This is a genomic window from Enterobacter wuhouensis, assembly GCF_035835995.1.
Classification (GTDB): domain Bacteria; phylum Pseudomonadota; class Gammaproteobacteria; order Enterobacterales; family Enterobacteriaceae; genus Enterobacter; species Enterobacter wuhouensis.
This window is the reverse complement of the sequence record NZ_CP142124.1, coordinates 3,478,370-3,496,164: the sequence shown is the minus strand read 5'-3', so window position 1 is coordinate 3,496,164 and position 17,795 is coordinate 3,478,370. Positions and strand designations below refer to the sequence as shown.

The 17,795-nt window shown below is 55.9% G+C and carries 19 protein-coding genes; 15 read left to right on the top strand and 4 right to left on the bottom strand.

Annotated elements, in window-relative coordinates; all coding sequences use genetic code 11:
- Positions 1-23 precede the first annotated feature (23 nt).
- Positions 24-1,352 (bottom strand): ATP-dependent RNA helicase SrmB, encoded by a 1,329-nt coding sequence (gene srmB, locus VPX56_RS16630; protein ID WP_131635885.1) that lies wholly within the window; start codon positions 1,350-1,352, stop codon positions 24-26.
- A gap of 132 nt (positions 1,353-1,484) precedes the next feature.
- Here srmB and trmN point away from each other — a divergent pair, with 132 nt between their 5' ends.
- Positions 1,485-2,222 (top strand): tRNA(1)(Val) (adenine(37)-N(6))-methyltransferase TrmN, encoded by a 738-nt coding sequence (trmN, locus tag VPX56_RS16625; protein ID WP_326467748.1) that lies wholly within the window; start codon positions 1,485-1,487, stop codon positions 2,220-2,222.
- On the opposite strand, the gene nadB is transcribed toward trmN, so the two are convergent.
- On the bottom strand, positions 2,207-3,826 hold the full coding sequence (gene nadB / locus VPX56_RS16620) for an L-aspartate oxidase (RefSeq protein WP_326467746.1): 1,620 nt from the start codon (positions 3,824-3,826) through the stop codon (positions 2,207-2,209). The two genes, trmN and nadB, sit on opposite strands and share 16 nt — an antisense overlap.
- 425 nt (positions 3,827-4,251) lie before the next feature.
- Between nadB and rpoE the strand changes: the two genes are divergently transcribed.
- The 11 genes from rpoE to acpS all read left to right on the top strand — a co-directional run bounded on the left by rpoE (position 4,252) and on the right by acpS (position 13,586).
- A complete protein-coding gene (gene rpoE / locus VPX56_RS16615; RefSeq protein ID WP_006176728.1) occupies positions 4,252-4,827 on the top strand; it encodes an RNA polymerase sigma factor RpoE in 576 nt (191 codons plus the stop codon).
- Between the two features lie 31 nt (positions 4,828-4,858).
- Entirely contained in the window at positions 4,859-5,509 is a 651-nt protein-coding gene (gene rseA / locus VPX56_RS16610) for an anti-sigma-E factor RseA (RefSeq protein WP_061097363.1), read from the top strand.
- A complete protein-coding gene (gene rseB, locus VPX56_RS16605; RefSeq protein ID WP_131635882.1) occupies positions 5,509-6,462 on the top strand; it encodes a sigma-E factor regulatory protein RseB in 954 nt (317 codons plus the stop codon). Before rseA ends, rseB begins: the two co-directional genes overlap by 1 nt.
- A complete protein-coding gene (gene rseC, locus VPX56_RS16600) occupies positions 6,459-6,935 on the top strand; it encodes a SoxR-reducing system protein RseC (RefSeq protein WP_326467740.1) in 477 nt (158 codons plus the stop codon). The genes rseB and rseC overlap by 4 nt, the downstream gene beginning before the upstream one ends.
- Before the next feature lie 185 nt (positions 6,936-7,120).
- The gene (lepA, locus tag VPX56_RS16595) at positions 7,121-8,920 is read left to right on the top strand and encodes a translation elongation factor 4 (RefSeq protein WP_131635880.1); all 1,800 of its coding nucleotides are present in this window, start codon (positions 7,121-7,123) and stop codon (positions 8,918-8,920) included.
- Between the two features lie 16 nt (positions 8,921-8,936).
- Positions 8,937-9,911 (top strand): signal peptidase I, encoded by a 975-nt coding sequence (gene lepB, locus VPX56_RS16590; protein ID WP_263611638.1) that lies wholly within the window; start codon positions 8,937-8,939, stop codon positions 9,909-9,911.
- Positions 9,912-10,133: 222 nt separating this feature from the next.
- The gene (gene rnc / locus VPX56_RS16585) at positions 10,134-10,814 is read left to right on the top strand and encodes a ribonuclease III (protein ID WP_119937503.1); all 681 of its coding nucleotides are present in this window, start codon (positions 10,134-10,136) and stop codon (positions 10,812-10,814) included.
- Positions 10,811-11,716 carry a GTPase Era gene (gene era / locus VPX56_RS16580; protein WP_263611637.1) on the top strand — a complete coding sequence of 302 codons (906 nt, stop codon included), beginning with the start codon at positions 10,811-10,813 and terminating at the stop codon, positions 11,714-11,716. Before rnc ends, era begins: the two co-directional genes overlap by 4 nt.
- Before the next feature lie 17 nt (positions 11,717-11,733).
- A complete protein-coding gene (recO, locus tag VPX56_RS16575) occupies positions 11,734-12,441 on the top strand; it encodes a DNA repair protein RecO (protein WP_326467736.1) in 708 nt (235 codons plus the stop codon).
- Positions 12,442-12,474: 33 nt separating this feature from the next.
- Positions 12,475-13,206, top strand: coding sequence for a pyridoxine 5'-phosphate synthase (gene pdxJ / locus VPX56_RS16570; protein ID WP_263611636.1), 732 nt, complete (start codon positions 12,475-12,477; stop codon positions 13,204-13,206).
- On the top strand, positions 13,206-13,586 hold the full coding sequence (acpS, locus tag VPX56_RS16565; RefSeq protein ID WP_131635871.1) for a holo-ACP synthase: 381 nt from the start codon (positions 13,206-13,208) through the stop codon (positions 13,584-13,586). The genes pdxJ and acpS overlap by 1 nt, the downstream gene beginning before the upstream one ends.
- Here acpS and VPX56_RS16560 read toward each other — a convergent pair.
- Both VPX56_RS16560 and VPX56_RS16555 read right to left on the bottom strand, forming a co-directional pair.
- Positions 13,583-13,843 (bottom strand): YfhL family 4Fe-4S dicluster ferredoxin, encoded by a 261-nt coding sequence (locus VPX56_RS16560; RefSeq protein ID WP_014071370.1) that lies wholly within the window; start codon positions 13,841-13,843, stop codon positions 13,583-13,585. The genes acpS and VPX56_RS16560 overlap by 4 nt on opposite strands.
- A 56-nt stretch (positions 13,844-13,899) precedes the next feature.
- On the bottom strand, positions 13,900-14,748 hold the full coding sequence (locus VPX56_RS16555) for a MurR/RpiR family transcriptional regulator (RefSeq protein WP_326467731.1): 849 nt from the start codon (positions 14,746-14,748) through the stop codon (positions 13,900-13,902).
- Positions 14,749-14,866: 118 nt separating this feature from the next.
- On the opposite strand from VPX56_RS16555, the gene murQ reads away from it, so the two are divergent.
- Genes murQ through yfhb form a run of 3 tightly spaced genes read left to right on the top strand, consistent with a single transcriptional unit; the run spans position 14,867 to position 17,775 of the window.
- The gene (gene murQ, locus VPX56_RS16550) at positions 14,867-15,760 is read left to right on the top strand and encodes an N-acetylmuramic acid 6-phosphate etherase (protein WP_131635869.1); all 894 of its coding nucleotides are present in this window, start codon (positions 14,867-14,869) and stop codon (positions 15,758-15,760) included.
- Positions 15,761-15,771: 11 nt separating this feature from the next.
- The gene (locus tag VPX56_RS16545; protein WP_131635868.1) at positions 15,772-17,136 is read left to right on the top strand and encodes a PTS transporter subunit EIIC; all 1,365 of its coding nucleotides are present in this window, start codon (positions 15,772-15,774) and stop codon (positions 17,134-17,136) included.
- A gap of 3 nt (positions 17,137-17,139) precedes the next feature.
- Positions 17,140-17,775, top strand: coding sequence for a phosphatidylglycerophosphatase C (gene yfhb / locus VPX56_RS16540; RefSeq protein WP_131635867.1), 636 nt, complete (start codon positions 17,140-17,142; stop codon positions 17,773-17,775).
- The last annotated feature ends 20 nt before the right edge of the window (positions 17,776-17,795 follow it).

Here is a 17,795-nt window from a genome sequence, read left to right as displayed (position 1 = left end):
CCGGGGAATTCCCCGGCTTTTTTTTACTCTTCGGTTTTCGACTCTGGCGCAGCGGAGCTTGGCTTGCGGCGTTTACCAATGTTTTTGGTATCGCGGTGGCGCTGCTTCACGCGCGGCTTCTCTTTCTCTTTTTCTTTTCTCTCAGCGCGTTTTGCCAGCGCTTTTTTGGACGGTTTGCCCGTCATTTTTTCGCTCGGCGCACGCGTGGTCGGACGAAGCTCATCAATAACCCGCGCTTTCAGCGGCTCATCAACGTAGCGGCCAATTTTTTGCAGCAGCAGGTAATCATGTGCTTCGACCAGCGAAATGGCGATGCCTTTGCGACCCGCACGACCGGTACGGCCAATACGGTGAAGATAGGTATCTCCGCTGCGCGGCATATCGAAGTTAATCACATGGCTCACGTCAGGAATATCGATCCCGCGCGCCGCGACGTCGGTGGCGACCAGCACGTTAACGCGACCATCGGTCAGACGCTTAATGCCTTCGGTACGCTTCACCTGCGCCATCTCACCTTCAAGGTAGCAGTTGTTGATGCCCGCATTGCGCAGCATTTCAGCCAGCTCATGCACGCGCTCGCGCTTACGCACAAACACGATGGTGCGCAGAGCATCTTCCTGCTTCAGCAGATGTTTCAGCAGCTCGACCTTGTGCTCAAGGTTGTCCGCACGGTAATACCACTGGTGGATTTTTTTACGCTCACGGGTGGAAGGCGTAGCCGACACTTCTACCGGATCTTCCAGCAGACGCTCTGCGAAGTCTTTGATCGCTTCCCCTTCGAGGGTGGCAGAGAACAGCATCGTCTGGTTACGCCAGCGTGTTTCACCCGCGATATGCTCGATATCCTGCGCGAAGCCCATGTCCAGCATGCGGTCTGCTTCGTCCAGAATCAGCGTTTCAACCGCGCGGCAGTCGAAGTTCTCTTCTTTAATGTACTGCAGCAGGCGGCCGGTGGTCGCAACAACGATGTCCTGGTTTTCGCTGAACACTTCGGCGTGGTTCATATACGCAACGCCGCCGGTGATGGTGGCGATATCCAGATGGGTGTTCGCCGCAAGTTCACGCGCGTGTTCAGCAACCTGCATTGCCAGTTCACGCGTAGGCGTCAGGATCAAAATGCGCGGCGGACCTGATTTTTTACGTGGGAAATCGAGCAGATGCTGCAAGACAGGCAGCAAGTAGGCTGCTGTTTTCCCCGTGCCGGTTGGCGCAGAACCGAGCACATCGCGGCCCTCAAGCGCAGGCGGAATGGCCGCGGCCTGAATGGCGGTCGGGCGTGTAAAGCCTTTGCTCTCAAGTGCATTGAGCAGGCTTTCATCGAGTTCAAGTTCGGAAAAAGTCGTTACAGTCATGTTCTACCTCTGTGTGGGGCGCTGATTATAGACGTTACGGCTGTAATCTTCATCTGTTTGTATGGATATCGCTTTTCGACCACATCGCTTTCCCCTATGCTACCCCAGTTTCACTTTGAAGGTTGCCCTGTCATGTCTCAACTCAAAGCGCAGCTGCGCCGCGATGGTTTTACGTTTAAACAATTTTTTGTGGCTCACGATCGCTGTGCGATGAAAGTCGGTACCGACGGTATTTTACTGGGCGCCTGGGCTCCTGTCGCCGGCGTTAAGCGCATTCTGGACATTGGCACCGGCAGCGGGCTGTTGGCATTAATGCTGGCACAGCGCACGGAAGAGCATGTCACGATTGACGCGGTTGAGCTGGATGCACAGGCGGCAGAGCAGGCAGCCGAAAACGCGGCTGAATCCCCATGGGCAGCCCGGCTAAAAGTAGAATGTGCCGATGTGCTAGCCTGGGCACCCGATCAAACCGCACGTTACGATCTGATCGTCAGCAACCCGCCGTACTACGCGCCGGGCGTCGAATGCGCAACGCCGGAGCGCGAACAGGCGCGCTATACCGGTTCGCTCGATCATAAATCGCTGCTCACCAGCGCGGCGGAGTTGATTTCCGAAGAGGGCTTTTTCTGTGTCGTATTGCCGGAAAGCACCGGAAATATCTTTATTGAGATTGCGCGGGAGATGGGCTGGAATCTGCGTTTACGCACCGATATCTCAGATACGGAAGGGCGATTGCCTCACCGCGTGCTGCTGGCGCTTTCGCCCAAAGAGGGCGAGTGCTTTAACGACAGAATGGTGATTCGTGGGCCAGACCAGCGCTACTCTGAAGATTACGCTGCTCTGACCCAGGCGTTTTATCTGTTTATGTGAGCCTGCGGGGATAAGACCGACGGGCCGGATTCAGGCAGCAGGTCGGGATAATCCAGAGTGTAGTGCAGGCCACGGCTCTCTTTACGCATCATCGCGCAGCGGACAATGAGCTCTGCAACCTGCACCAGGTTGCGCAGCTCAAGCAGATTGTTGGAGACGCGGAAGTTGGCGTAATACTCATCAATCTCCTGTTGCAGCATCGTGATACGGCGTAAAGCGCGCTCCAGGCGTTTCGTGGTGCGGACTATTCCTACATAGTCCCACATAAACAGCCGCAGCTCGTGCCAGTTATGCTGAATCACCACCAGCTCATCCGGGTTTTCCACGCGGCTTTCATCCCAGGCGGGCAAGCGCTCGGTCTGGCGGGCGTAAGGCATTCGTTTGGTAATGTCTTCCGCCGCAGACCAGCCGTACACCAGGCACTCCAGCAGGGAATTCGACGCCATGCGGTTGGCGCCATGTAACCCGGTATAACTCACCTCACCGATGGCATACAGCCCATCCACGTCGGTGCGGCCATTGTCGTCAACCATCACGCCGCCGCAGGTGTAGTGAGCTGCAGGCACAATCGGGACCGGATCGCGGGTAAGATCAATCCCCAGGCCCAGCAGTTTTTCATAAATCATCGGGAAGTGCTGGCGAATGAATTCAGCAGGTTTATGGCTGATATCCAGATACATGCAGTCCACGCCGAGGCGTTTCATCTCGTGGTCGATGGCGCGGGCAACGATATCGCGCGGCGCAAGCTCTGCTCTTTCGTCAAAGTCCGGCATAAATCGGGAACCGTCCGGGCGCTTCAGGTAGGCCCCTTCTCCGCGCAGCGCTTCCGTCAGCAGGAAGTTTCGCGCCTGAGGGTGAAAGAGGGCGGTGGGGTGGAACTGGTTAAACTCGAGGTTTGCCACGCGGCATCCGGCACGCCAGGCCATCGCGATACCGTCGCCGGAGGCAATGTCCGGGTTAGTGGTATATTGATACACCTTTGACGCGCCGCCCGTGGCCAGCACGACCGCTTTTGCCCGGCAGGTTTCCACTTTTTCTTTATTACGATTCCAGACCCAGGCCCCCACCACGCGACGTGTACCGGGCAGGCCGATCTTGTCAGAGATAATCAGGTCAACGGCATTGCTGCGCTCCAGAACCTGAATATTAGGATGGCTTAGCGCCTTGCTAACCAGCGTGGTTTCGACCTCTTTACCGGTAGCATCCGCGGCGTGGAGTATGCGGCGGTGGCTGTGTCCGCCCTCCCGGGTCAGATGATAGCTCGCTTCACCGTTGGGCTGAACGTGGGTGTCGAACAATACGCCCTGGTCGATAAGCCACTGAACGCAGTGCCGGGCATTGCTGGCAACAAACTCTGCGGCATGTTCGTCAACGATCCCCGCCCCTGCAATCAATGTATCTTCGACATGCGACGCAATGCTGTCCGTTTCATCAAACACGGCGGCAATGCCCCCCTGCGCATAAAGCGTAGAGCCTTCGCTCATGGGGCCTTTACTCAGAACAATCACTTTCTGATGCTCGGCCAGGCGTAATGCCAGTGAGAGGCCAGCAGCACCGCTGCCGATAATCAGTACATCACAATGAAGGTCAGGTAGTGTATTCATGATGTTTGTTTAATTTACTAAACAGTGTTTGGCCAGAATAGCACCGTAATGCGAGGTATCGCACGCATTTTTTTGCTCAGCGTTGCAGTGACTAAACTTATTGCAGAGGATTAAAATGACGTAAAAGAACGAAAATATTTTGCGAAGCAGATCGTTAGCTTCAGATTATGTGGTGAAATAAAGCCCGTGTTGCGTTACTCTTCTCACGGGAAAATAGATGTTTCTTGCCAGAAAGTGGGTACGTATCGTGAACAGACATATAATGAGAGAAAATGAACGGTCTGCGGCGCGATGAACAAAAACAAAGGCGTGACGGAACTTATTGAAGAACAGACACTCTAACCCGGTGCTTGCTCAAAGTGCGGTTTTTAAGAGTGGCGTTTCGATAACGCGTGGAATTTAGGTTTGGGGAGACATTACCTCGGATGAGCGAGCAGTTAACGGACCAGGTCCTGGTTGAACGGGTCCAGAAGGGAGATCAGAAAGCCTTTAACCTACTGGTGGTACGCTACCAGCATAAGGTGGCGAGCCTGGTTTCCCGCTATGTCCCGTCAGGCGATGTGCCTGATGTGGTACAAGAGTCTTTTATTAAGGCCTATCGTGCGCTGGATTCGTTCCGGGGAGATAGCGCTTTTTATACGTGGCTGTACCGTATTGCGGTGAATACAGCAAAGAATTATCTGGTCGCTCAGGGCCGTCGTCCGCCTTCAAGTGATGTGGACGCAATCGACGCCGAAAACTTCGAAAGCGGCGGCGCGTTGAAAGAAATTTCGAACCCTGAGAACTTAATGTTGTCAGAAGAACTGAGACAGATTGTTTTTCGCACGATCGAGTCGCTCCCGGAAGATTTACGCATGGCAATTACGTTACGGGAGCTGGATGGCCTAAGCTATGAAGAGATAGCGGCTATTATGGATTGTCCGGTCGGCACGGTGCGTTCACGAATCTTCCGTGCGCGAGAAGCTATTGATAATAAAGTTCAACCGCTTATCAGGCGTTGACGATAGCGGGATACTGGAAAAGGTATTAGGCATGCAGAAAGAAAAACTTTCCGCTTTAATGGATGGTGAAACGCTGGATAGTGAGCTCCTCAATGAGCTGTCTCATTCTCCTGAAATGCAAGAGACCTGGGAGAGCTACCATCTCATCCGTGACACCCTACGCGGTGACACTGGCGAGGTTCTCCATTTCGATATCTCAGCCCGTGTGATGGCGGCAATTGAGAACGAACCCGTTCATCAGACCACTCCGCTGATTCCTGAAGCTCAACCCGCGCCTCACCAGTGGCAGAAAATGCCGTTCTGGCATAAGGTGCGTCCGTGGGCCAGCCAGCTTACCCAAATGGGCGTGGCTGCATGCGTATCGCTTGCAGTTATCGTTGGCGTCCAGCACTATAATACTCAGTCTGAAACTAATCAGCAGCCAGAAGCGCCAGTGTTCAATACGCTGCCGATGATGGGCAAAGCCAGCCCGGTTAGCCTGGGCGTACCGGCTGATGCTTCCGCAAGTGGCGGCCAGCAGCAGCAGGTTCAGGAGCAGCGCCGTCGCATTAATGCGATGTTGCAGGATTATGAGTTGCAGCGTCGTCTGCACTCTGAACAGCTTCAGTTTGAGCAGGCACAAACCCAGCAGGCTGCTGTGCAGGTGCCAGGAAACCAAACTTTAGGAACGCAATCGCAGTAATGAAGCAACTTTGGTTCGCCATGTCTCTGATGGCGGGTAGCCTGTTCTTCTCTGCCAACGCCTCGGCTGATGTTTCATCCGGGGCGTTGTTGCAGCAAATGAATCTGGCCAGCCAGTCACTCAATTACGAGTTGGCATTTATCAGCATTAACAAGCAGGGCGTAGAGTCGTTACGCTATCGCCATGCGCGTCTTGATAACCAGCCTCTCGCCCAGCTTTTACAGATGGATGGCCCGCGCCGGGAAGTTGTCCAGCGCGGTAACGAAATCAGCTATTTCGAGCCAGGCCTTGAGCCTTTCACGCTGAATGGCGACTATATCGTCGATTCGTTGCCATCTCTTATCTACACCGACTTCAAACGCCTCGGCCCTTACTACGATTTTATCTCGGTAGGCCGTACGCGTATTGCGGACAGATTGTGCGAAGTGATCCGTGTGGTTGCCCGTGACGGAACGCGCTATAGCTATATCGTCTGGATCGACGCAGAAACCAAGCTGCCGATGCGCGTTGATTTACTGGATCGTGACGGCGAAACGCTGGAGCAGTTCCGCGTAATCTCATTCTCCGTCAACAATCAGGTTGGCAACAGCATGCAGAACCTGGCCAAAGCCAGCCTGCCGCCGCTGCTTTCGGTACCGGCCGGTGATTCCGTGAATTTCAACTGGGTACCCTCCTGGATCCCGCAAGGGTTTAGCGAAGTCTCCAGCAGCCGCCGTCAGTTGCCAACGATTGAAACGCCGGTTGAATCCCGTCTTTATTCCGATGGCTTGTTCAGCTTCTCGGTGAACATCAATCGCGCCTCGGCAAACAGTTCTGAACAAATGCTTCGTACCGGGCGTCGGACGGTGAGTACGACGGTTCGCGACAACGCTGAGATCACCATCGTTGGGGAATTGCCGCCGCAGACGGCTAAGCGTATTTCCGACAGTATTAAATTCAGGGCGGCGCAATGATCAAAGAGTGGGCCACGGTTGTCTCCTGGCAGGATGGCATAGCGCTGGTGAGCTGCGATGTTAAAGCATCTTGCAATAGCTGTGCGTCCAGAGCCGGTTGCGGCAGTCGCGTACTGAATAAACTCGGGCCGCAAACCTCGCATACGATCGCCGTGCCGAGCGAACAGCCGCTGGTGGCAGGGCAGAAGGTCGAACTGGGCATTGCCGAAGGCAGCCTGCTGACCTCCGCCGTGCTGGTTTATCTCTCCCCGCTGGTGGGCCTGTTTGTGATGGGTGGCATTTTCCAGATGCTTTTTGCTACCGATGCGGCTGCGATGTGCGGGGCCGTACTGGGGGGAGTGGGCGGATTTTGGCTTGCGAAGGGCTTATCGCCCAAGCTTGCTGCTCGTGAGGAATGGCAGCCCGTTATTCTTAGCGTCGCGCTGGCACCTGACCAGCTTCGCGTTGAAACACTCTCTTCTGAGGCCCGGTGATCCACCGGGCTTTATCATTATTTACGTCTCAAAAAAGAAAACGCCGTTTCTTCGCGCTATGCTTGGCTCTAAGTGCATTTCCAGGTTACGGGGATGTAGTGTAGAATGCTGCGTTTTCGCACTGAAAAACGTCAGGCTAAGAACAGCGGCCTCCAGGAATTCGTAAGGCATAATTATTTAACTATATGAAGAACATACGTAACTTTTCGATCATTGCTCACATTGACCACGGTAAGTCGACGCTGTCTGACCGTATTATCCAGATTTGCGGTGGCCTGTCTGATCGTGAAATGGCAGCCCAGGTTCTGGACTCCATGGACCTGGAACGCGAACGCGGTATCACCATCAAAGCGCAGAGCGTAACGCTCGACTACAAAGCCACCGACGGTGAAACCTACCAACTGAACTTTATCGACACCCCAGGCCACGTTGACTTCTCGTATGAAGTCTCACGCTCGCTGGCGGCCTGTGAAGGTGCGCTGCTGGTGGTGGATGCCGGGCAGGGCGTAGAAGCGCAGACCCTGGCAAACTGCTACACCGCGATGGAAATGGACCTCGAAGTTGTCCCGGTCCTGAACAAAATCGACCTGCCTGCCGCCGACCCAGAGCGCGTAGCGGAAGAGATTGAAGATATCGTCGGCATTGACGCGACCGATGCGGTGCGCTGCTCGGCGAAAACCGGCGTAGGCGTTCCTGATGTGCTGGAACGTCTGGTGCGTGACATTCCGCCACCGGAAGGCGATCCGGATGCCCCGCTGCAGGCGCTGATCATCGACTCGTGGTTTGATAACTACCTCGGCGTTGTCTCGCTGGTGCGTATCAAAAACGGCACCATGCGCAAAGGCGACAAAATTAAGGTGATGAGCACCGGTCAGGTTTACAACGCCGATCGCCTGGGTATCTTCACGCCTAAGCAGGTTGATCGTACCGAGCTGAAATGCGGTGAGGTAGGCTGGCTGGTTTGCGCCATTAAAGACATCCTCGGCGCGCCGGTGGGCGATACGCTGACGCTGGCGCGTAATCCGGCGGATAAAGCGCTGCCAGGCTTCAAAAAAGTGAAGCCGCAGGTCTATGCTGGCCTGTTCCCGGTCAGCTCCGACGACTACGAAAACTTCCGTGATGCCCTCGGCAAGCTGAGCCTGAACGATGCCTCTCTGTTCTACGAGCCAGAAAGTTCAACGGCGCTGGGCTTCGGCTTCCGCTGCGGCTTCCTCGGCCTGCTGCACATGGAGATCATTCAGGAGCGTCTGGAACGTGAATACGATCTGGATCTGATCACCACGGCGCCGACCGTTGTCTACGAAGTGGAAACCACCTCGAAAGAGGTTATCTACGTCGATAGCCCGTCCAAGCTGCCGCCGCTGAACAACATTCACGAACTGCGCGAGCCTATCGCAGAGTGTCACATGCTGCTGCCGCAGGAGTTCCTCGGTAACGTCATCACCCTGTGTATTGAGAAGCGTGGCGTGCAGACCAACATGGTTTACCACGGTAATCAGGTGGCGCTGACCTATGAAATCCCGATGGCGGAAGTGGTGCTCGACTTCTTCGACCGCCTGAAGTCGACCTCACGTGGCTATGCGTCACTGGATTACAACTTTAAACGCTTCCAGGCGTCCAACATGGTGCGTGTTGACGTGCTGATCAACAGCGAGCGAGTTGATGCGCTGGCGCTGATCACCCACAACGACAACGCGCCGTACCGCGGTCGCGAGCTGGTTGAGAAGATGAAAGAGCTGATCCCACGTCAGCAGTTTGACATCGCTATTCAGGCGGCGATCGGTAACCACATTATTGCGCGTTCAACCGTGAAGCAGCTGCGTAAAAACGTTCTGGCTAAATGCTATGGCGGTGACGTCAGCCGTAAGAAAAAGCTGCTGCAGAAGCAGAAAGACGGTAAGAAGCGTATGAAGCAGGTCGGTAACGTTGAGCTGCCGCAGGAAGCATTCCTTGCCATTCTGCACGTTGGCAAAGACGGCAAATAACCTTTAAGGAGTTGGCATGGCGAACATGTTTGCCCTGATCCTGGTCATCGCTACCCTGGTGACGGGTCTGCTGTGGTGTCTGGATAAGTTTATCTTCGCGCCAAAACGCCGTGAGCGTCAGGCTGCCGCACAGGCAGCAACTGGCGATGGGCTGGATGCGAAAACCCTGAAGAAAGTCGGCCCGAAACCGGGCTGGCTGGAGACAGGGGCATCGGTGTTCCCGGTGCTGGCGATCGTTCTGGTGGTGCGTTCGTTTATTTACGAACCTTTCCAGATCCCGTCAGGCTCAATGATGCCAACGCTGCTGATTGGCGATTTTATTCTGGTGGAGAAGTTTGCCTACGGCATTAAAGATCCGATCTATCAGAAAACGCTGATCGAAACGGGTCATCCGAAACGTGGCGACATCGTGGTGTTTAAATATCCGGAAGATCCGCGCCTTGACTACATCAAGCGTGCGGTTGGCCTGCCGGGTGATAAAGTCACCTACGATCCGGTTGCCAAAGAAGTGACCGTACAGCCAGGCTGCAGTTCCGGTACGGCATGCGAAAATGCGCTGCCAATCACCTACTCAAACGTTGAGCCAAGTGATTTTGTGCAGACCTTTGCCCGTCGTAACGGCGGTGAAGCGACCAGCGGTTTCTTCCAGGTACCGAAAGACGAAACCAAAGACAACGGTATTCGTTTGACTGAACGCAAAGAGACGCTGGGTGATGTTACGCACCGTATTCTGACCGTGCCAATTGCGCAGGATCAGCTGGGTATGTATTACAAACAGCCGGGTCAACAGCTGGCCAGCTGGATTGTACCGCCGGGACACTACTTCATGATGGGTGATAACCGCGATAACTCCGCGGACAGCCGTTACTGGGGCTTTGTGCCGGAAGCGAATCTGGTGGGTAAAGCGACCGCAATCTGGATGAGTTTTGAGAAGCAGGAAGGCGAATGGCCGACCGGTGTTCGCCTGAGTCGTATAGGCGGAATCCATTAATTCTCAATAATTGAACACGTAGCCGCAAATATTTGTGGCTACGTGAATTATTTCGGCGATAAATCTCGTTGAACTAACGACATCCCCTGTCGTTGTGTATAGAATATTCCCCCGAAGTTTAAGGTTGGCCCTGCAAGGGTGCCACGGCACACGAAACCGCGTTGGTTTTCTCAGGTCGGTTTCGTGTGCTGCATTTTTGACGCATTTATCTATTGGTATCGCATGAACCCCATCGTAATTAATCGGCTTCAACGGAAGCTGGGCTACACTTTTCAACATCAGGAATTATTGCAACAGGCATTAACCCACCGCAGCGCCAGCAGCAAACATAATGAGCGCCTCGAGTTTTTGGGTGACTCTATTTTAAGTTTCGTGATTGCTAATGCGCTTTATCATCGTTTCCCGCGAGTGGACGAGGGTGATATGAGCCGCATGCGCGCCACGCTGGTAAGGGGTAATACCCTTGCGGAAATCGCACGCGAATTTGAACTCGGCGAATGCCTGCGCCTTGGGCCTGGTGAACTGAAAAGCGGCGGCTTCCGTCGTGAATCTATTCTTGCCGATACGGTCGAAGCGTTAATCGGCGGCGTGTTCCTGGACAGCGATATCCAGACCGTAGAAAAGCTGATCCTGAACTGGTATCAGAGCCGTCTGGACGAAATCAGTCCGGGCGATAAACAAAAAGATCCGAAAACGCGTCTGCAGGAATATCTGCAGGGTCGCCATCTGCCGCTGCCATCTTATCTGGTGGTACAGGTGCGTGGTGAAGCGCACGATCAGGAATTTACCATCCATTGCCAGGTCAGTGGCCTGAGTGAACCGGTGGTTGGCACAGGTTCTAGCCGTCGCAAGGCGGAACAGGCTGCCGCCGAACAGGCGTTGAAAATGCTGGAGCTGGAATGAGCGAAGAAAAAACCTATTGCGGATTTATTGCCATCGTCGGACGTCCGAACGTCGGCAAATCCACCCTGCTGAATAATCTGCTCGGGCAGAAGATTTCGATCACCTCGCGTAAGGCGCAGACCACGCGTCACCGCATCGTCGGTATTCATACTGAAGGCGCGTATCAGGCGATCTACGTCGATACCCCGGGCCTGCATATGGAAGAGAAACGCGCCATCAACCGCCTGATGAACAAGGCGGCGAGCAGCTCAATCGGCGACGTAGAGCTGGTCATTTTCGTTGTGGAAGGCACCCGCTGGACGCCGGACGACGAAATGGTGTTGAACAAATTGCGCGATGGCAAAACGCCGGTGATCCTGGCCGTCAACAAAGTGGACAACGTCCAGGAAAAAGCCGACCTGCTGCCTCATCTGCAGTGGCTGGGCAGCCAGATGAACTTCCTCGATATCGTCCCGCTGTCTGCAGAAACCGGTCTGAACGTCGACACCATCGCGAGCATCGTGCGTAAGCATCTGCCGGAAGCGATTCATCACTTCCCGGAAGAGTACGTTACCGACCGCTCCCAGCGCTTCATGGCCTCTGAAATCATTCGTGAAAAGCTGATGCGTTTCCTGGGTGCTGAACTGCCGTACTCTGTGACGGTGGAGATCGAGCGTTTCCAGAGCAACGAGCGCGGTGGCTATGACATCAATGGCCTGATCCTCGTTGAGCGTGAAGGGCAGAAGAAGATGGTCATTGGCAACAAAGGGGCCAAGATCAAAACCATCGGTATTGAAGCCCGTAAGGACATGATGGACATGTTCGAAGCGCCGGTTCACCTCGAACTGTGGGTGAAAGTGAAATCTGGCTGGGCCGATGATGAGCGTGCTCTGCGCAGCCTCGGTTACGGCGAAGATCAGTAACGCAAGACGACAAGCATATGGAAGGTTGGCAGCGTGCCTTCGTTCTCCATAGTCGTCCCTGGAGCGAAACCAGCCTGATGCTGGACGTCTTCACGGAAGAGTCGGGCCGCGTGCGCCTTGTTGCGAAAGGCGCACGTTCCAAACGTTCTAACCTGAAAGGTGCCCTACAGCCTTTCACGCCGCTGCTGGTTCGCTTTGGCGGGCGAGGGGAAGTTAAAACCCTGCGCAGTGCCGAAGCCGTCTCTCTGGCGCTTCCCCTTTCTGGCATCACGCTCTACAGCGGCCTGTACGTCAACGAACTCATCTCACGGGTTCTTGAACATGAGACTCGCTTCTCTGAACTTTTCTTCGATTATCTGCACTGTATCCAGGCGCTGGCTGGCGCAACCGGCACGCCTGAACCCGCCTTGCGTCGTTTTGAACTGGCGCTGCTGGGGCATCTCGGGTACGGCGTAGATTTTCTGCACTGTGCGGGCAGCGGGGACGAGGTAGAAGACACCATGACCTACCGCTACCGCGAAGAAAAAGGCTTTATCGCCAGTATCGTGATAGACAACAGCACCTTTACCGGTCGCCAGCTCCGGGCGCTGTATGAGCGCGAGTTTCCCGATCGGGACACCCTGCGCGCAGCAAAACGCTTTACCCGGATTGCCCTCAAGCCGTATCTTGGCGGCAAGCCCTTAAAGAGCCGCGAATTATTCAGGCAGTTTGTGCCGAAACGTTAGACCACAGAATCGAAAAGAAAACCGAGGATTGTCATGGCTGAATTACTGTTAGGCGTCAACATCGATCATATCGCCACGCTGCGTAACGCGCGCGGCACGGCGTATCCCGATCCGGTTCAGGCGGCGTTTATTGCCGAGCAGGCTGGCGCCGACGGCATCACCGTTCACCTGCGTGAAGACCGCCGCCACATCACCGATCGCGACGTGCGCATTCTGCGTCAGACGCTGGACACCCGTATGAATCTTGAGATGGCGGTCACCGAAGAGATGTTGACCATTGCCTGCGAAACTAAGCCGCACTTCTGCTGCCTGGTGCCGGAAAAACGTCAGGAAGTGACCACCGAAGGCGGTCTGGACGTGGCCGGGCAGCTCGACAAAATGCGCGATGCCTGCAAACGTCTGGCGGATGCCGGTATCCTGGTTTCCCTGTTTATCGACGCCGATTTCGGTCAGATCAAAGCGGCGGCCGACGTGGGCGCGCCGTATATCGAAATCCACACCGGCTGCTATGCCGATGCTGAAAACGACGCCGAACAGGCGAAAGAGCTGGAGCGTATCGCCAAAGCGGCCACCTACGCGGCAAGCCTGGGCCTGAAGGTCAACGCCGGTCACGGCCTCACCTACCACAACGTGAAGGCCATTGCCGCGCTGCCGGAAATGCACGAGCTGAACATCGGCCACGCCATTATTGGCCGCGCGGTAATGAGCGGCCTGAAAGAGGCGGTATCCGAGATGAAGCGCCTGATGCAGGAAGCGCGTCAGTAATGGCGATTCTGGGCTTAGGCACCGATATCGTTGAGATAGCCCGCATTGAAGCGGTAATCGCCCGTAGCGGCGATCGCCTCGCAAGACGCGTGCTGAGCGATAACGAGTGGGCCATCTGGGAAGCGCATCAGCAGCCGGTGCGCTTTCTGGCGAAGCGCTTTGCGGTAAAAGAGGCGGCGGCCAAAGCCTTCGGTACGGGGATCCGTAACGGTCTGGCATTTAACCAGTTTGAGGTGTTCAACGACGAGCTGGGGAAACCGCGCCTGCGCTTATGGGGCGAGGCGCTGAAGCTTGCGGAGAAGCTGGGGGTGAATCACATGCACGTGACGATCGCGGATGAACGTCACTATGCCAGCGCGACGGTGATCGTCGAAAGTTAAAGTTTGTCTGCGTGATGCATCAGCACAAACTTATCCCACAGCTGCTCTTCGCTTTCGACGTGTGCCGGATCTTTAAGAATGGTATTAGGGATCGGGCACACCTTCTGACAGGTTGGCGTCTCATAGTGGCCGATGCATTCCGTGCAGCGGTCGCTGTTAATCTCATAAATGCTGTCGCCCATCGAAATCGCCTCGTTAGGGCATTCGGGTTCGCACATATCGCAATTGATGCATTTTTTGGTAATTAACAGCGCCATCAGGAAATTCTCAGAACCAACACAAACAGGGCGGGCATTATATGCGCATTCCCTGCTCAAACCAATTTTTTTACCAGCTCTTCGCTGTGGCGGATTCGTTCCGGCGCACGCTCCAGATCCTGCTGCACCAGCGCCATAAACAGCAGATCGGTCAGCATCATCTGCGCGCTGGTCGATGAAATTGCCGCGCTGCGCGTGGCCTGCTCTTCGGCAATGGTATATAGACAGCGCGTTGCCCGCTGCTGTAGCGCATTAGGGGTAAAACCGGTTATCGCCAGAATTTTACCGCCGACGCGCAGGGCTTCATCCGTGGCCATGTTGATCTCGCGGCGTTCACCGGAATAGGAGATCGCCAGCAGCAGATCGTCAGCGTCCATCGCCTGCACGGTCGCAAGCAGGGCATGCATATCCTGCTCGACGATGGCGTTAAGGCCAATTTTCGTCAGCTTCCAGCCAAAATTACGCGCTACCAGTCCGGACGCGCCGATACCTGTCAGAATGATCCGCCGCGCCCCGTGCAGCATCGCCACGCTTTCCAGAAGCTTCTCTTCGGTATTCACGTCCAGCGTGGCGTGCATCGCCGCCACGTTCTCTTTAATCAGCTTTTCGCCTACCAGCCGCATCGGATCGTCGCCGCGGATCTGATTGTGCACCGGCATGGACTGCGGATTAGGGTTGCTCACCAGCGCTTCGCTGATCGCCAGCTTCAGCGCTGGAAAACCCTTAAAACCAATCTTCTGGGCAAACTTCACCACGCTGGACTGGCTCACTCCGGCTTCACTCGCCAGCTGCTGGGAACTGAGATGGCGCGCGCGATCGGGCTGAGACAGTAAAAAATCCGCCAGCTTTTTGTCGCTTTGAGCAAAGCCCGCGTAGCGCTGGCGAATGCGGATTAAACAGTTCATACGTTCTCCTGGCGAAAATGTGATTGTCTGCGCAAATATGGATTTTGCTCGCCTGAATGAATTTTATATTCCATTATAGTGTGATTATTATGAATTAAAAATTCCAGAGGTAAAAAAGATGAATTTAGGCTCACTTGTTTCAGAAACGCGTAACCCACAAACCATGGATCTCGACGCGCTCTCCACGCTGGAGCTGGTTAACCGTTTTAATCAACAGGATACGCTGGTCGCGCAGGCAGTGAAAGAGACATTGCCTGAGGTGGCGAAGGCGGTTGATGCGGCAGCAGCAGCGCTAAAGGCCGGTGGACGCATTATTTACATGGGCGCAGGCACCAGCGGACGTTTAGGGGTACTGGATGCCTCCGAATGTCCGCCAACCTTTGGCGTCCCGCACGGTCTGGTGATCGGGCTCATTGCCGGCGGCCCGGGCGCGCTGTTAAAGGCCGTTGAAGGGGCAGAAGATAACAAACAGCTCGGTGAAGATGATCTCAAAGCCTTGAACCTGACCGCGCAGGATCTGGTGGTGGGGCTGGCAGCTTCCGGGCGCACGCCGTACGTCATTGGCGGCCTGGAATATGCCAACCGGGCCGGCTGCACGACCGTTGCCATCTCCTGTAATCCCGGTTCGCCGATTGCGCAAGTGGCCGCCATTGCCATTTCCCCGGTCGTCGGGCCAGAAGCGCTGACCGGCTCCACGCGCCTGAAATCAGGGACCGCACAAAAGCTGGTGCTGAATATGATCTCCACCGGCGCGATGGTGAAGTTCGGCAAGGTCTACCAGAACCTGATGGTGGATATGCAGGCCACCAACGTCAAGCTGGTGGACAGAGCTTGCCGCATGGTGGTGGAAGCCACGGGGGCAAGCCGTGAAGAGGCAGAAGCCGCCCTGAAACAAACCGATCATGAGGTTAAACCCGCCATTCTGATGATCCTGAGCGGGCTGGACGCAGCGGCGGCGAGAGCCAGACTCGATGCGCACAACGGGTTCTTACGGGCTGCATTAGAAAACTAACAGAGGCGTGTATGGAAAAAACAGCAGCGCTCGCCAGCGGTATCCTGCAGGGGATCGGCGGAGAAAAAAATATTCAGCGTCTGGAAAACTGCATGACGCGCGTGCGCGTCGAGGTGCATGACGACGATGAGCTTGATCTGCCGCGCCTCAAGCAACTTCCCGGCGTAAGCGGATACGTCAAACAGGGGCAACAGCACCAGCTTATTGTCGGGCCGGGTAAAGCGGCGCAGGTTGTCGATGCCATGCGCGCGCTGATGGTGGGCGGTGACGCGACGGCGTCATTTGACGATGCCGAACGCACCAAAGCTCAGGCAAAAGCCAGGTACAAAGCCCCGATGAGCGACGCGCTGCGACAGCTGGCGAACGTCTTTATTCCGCTGATCCCGGCGTTTATCGCCTCGGGGCTGATCACCGGGATCATCAATATCCTCAAGCGCCCGGATATCGTGGGCGATTTTGCCACGCAGTATCCGAACCTGCTGGGGATTCTGGGGATCTTCGGCAGCGCCGTTTTCGCCATCATGAACATCCTGGTCGGGGTGAACGCCGCGAAGGTGTTTGGCGGATCGCTGGCGATGGGCGGCGTGATGGCGGGGATTTTGTCCAGCCCACAGCTGGCGCAGATTACGCTGTTTGGTGAGGCGCTCCAGCCTGGCCGTGGCGGGGTGATTGCGGTCCTGCTGGTGGTCATCCTGATGTGCTGGATTGAGAAACGGCTTCGCGCGGTATTGCCTGGCTCAATTGAGTTAATCCTTAACCCGCTGCTGACCACGCTGATCGCCGGCAGCGTAGCCATTGTGGCGCTGCAGCCGCTGGGCGGCTGGATCTCGGAAGCCATTGCCCACGGCGCGTCGCTGGCTATCGATCGCGGCGGGCTGCTGGTGGGCGCGGTGCTTTCCGGCACCTTCCTGCCGTTAGTGCTGACGGGGCTACATCAGGGGCTGGTTCCCATCCACGTCGAGCTGGTGCAGGCGCACGGCTACAACGCGCTGCTGCCAATCCTGTCGATGGCGGGCGTAGGGCAGGTGGGGGCGGCGATCGCCGTACTGATGAAAACCCGCAACGCGCGTCTGAAAAAGGTGATCAAAGGGGCGCTGCCGGTCGGACTGCTGGGTATTGGCGAACCGCTGATTTTTGGCGTCACGCTGCCGCTGGGTAAACCCTTCCTCGCCGCCTGCCTGGGTGGCGCAGTGGGCGGGGCGCTGATCAGCTACTGGAAAGTGGCGACGGTAATCACCTTTGGGCTTTCCGGTTTACCGCTGGCATTAACCATCGTGACCGGAAAAGTCATGCTCTATCTGTTAGGCTATTTAGTAGCGGTGATCGCCGGGTTCCTGTTTACCTGGCTGTTAGGATTCAACGACCCAGAGGAGTAAGGTTTGGCCAATCACGAGCGTCGCGTTGTTTTTTTCGACCTGGATGGAACGCTGCATCAGCAGGATATGTTCGGCACCTTTATGCGCTACCTGCTGCGGCGCCAGCCTCTGAATGCGCTGCTCGTCTTACCGCTCTTACCCGTAATTGGCATCGCGCTGCTGGTGAAAGGCCGCGCGGCGCGATGGCCGATGAGCCTTCTGCTCTGGGGATGTACCTTTGGGCACAGCGAAGCGCGGCTCAAACAGCTTGAACAGGATTTTGCGCAGTGGTTTCGCGGCCATGTTGCCGCGTTCCCCGTGGTACAGGCGCGGCTGACCGGCTACCTCGACGCCAACGATGCCGACATCTGGCTAATTACCGGCTCGCCGCAAACGCTGGTGGAGCAGGTCTACTTTGATACCCCGTGGCTGCCGCGGGTGAATCTCATCGCCACGCAAATCGCGCGCGGCTACGGCGGCTGGGTATTGACCCTGCGCTGCCTGGGGCATGAAAAAGTGGTCCAGCTGGAGAAGCGCATCGGCACACCGCTGCGCCTGTACAGCGGCTACAGCGACAGCAAGCAGGACAACCCGCTGCTCTATTTTTGCCAGCACCGCTGGCGCGTCACGCCTGTGGGTGAACTTCAGCAACTCGAATAGTCTTCTCTAAAACGGGCGTG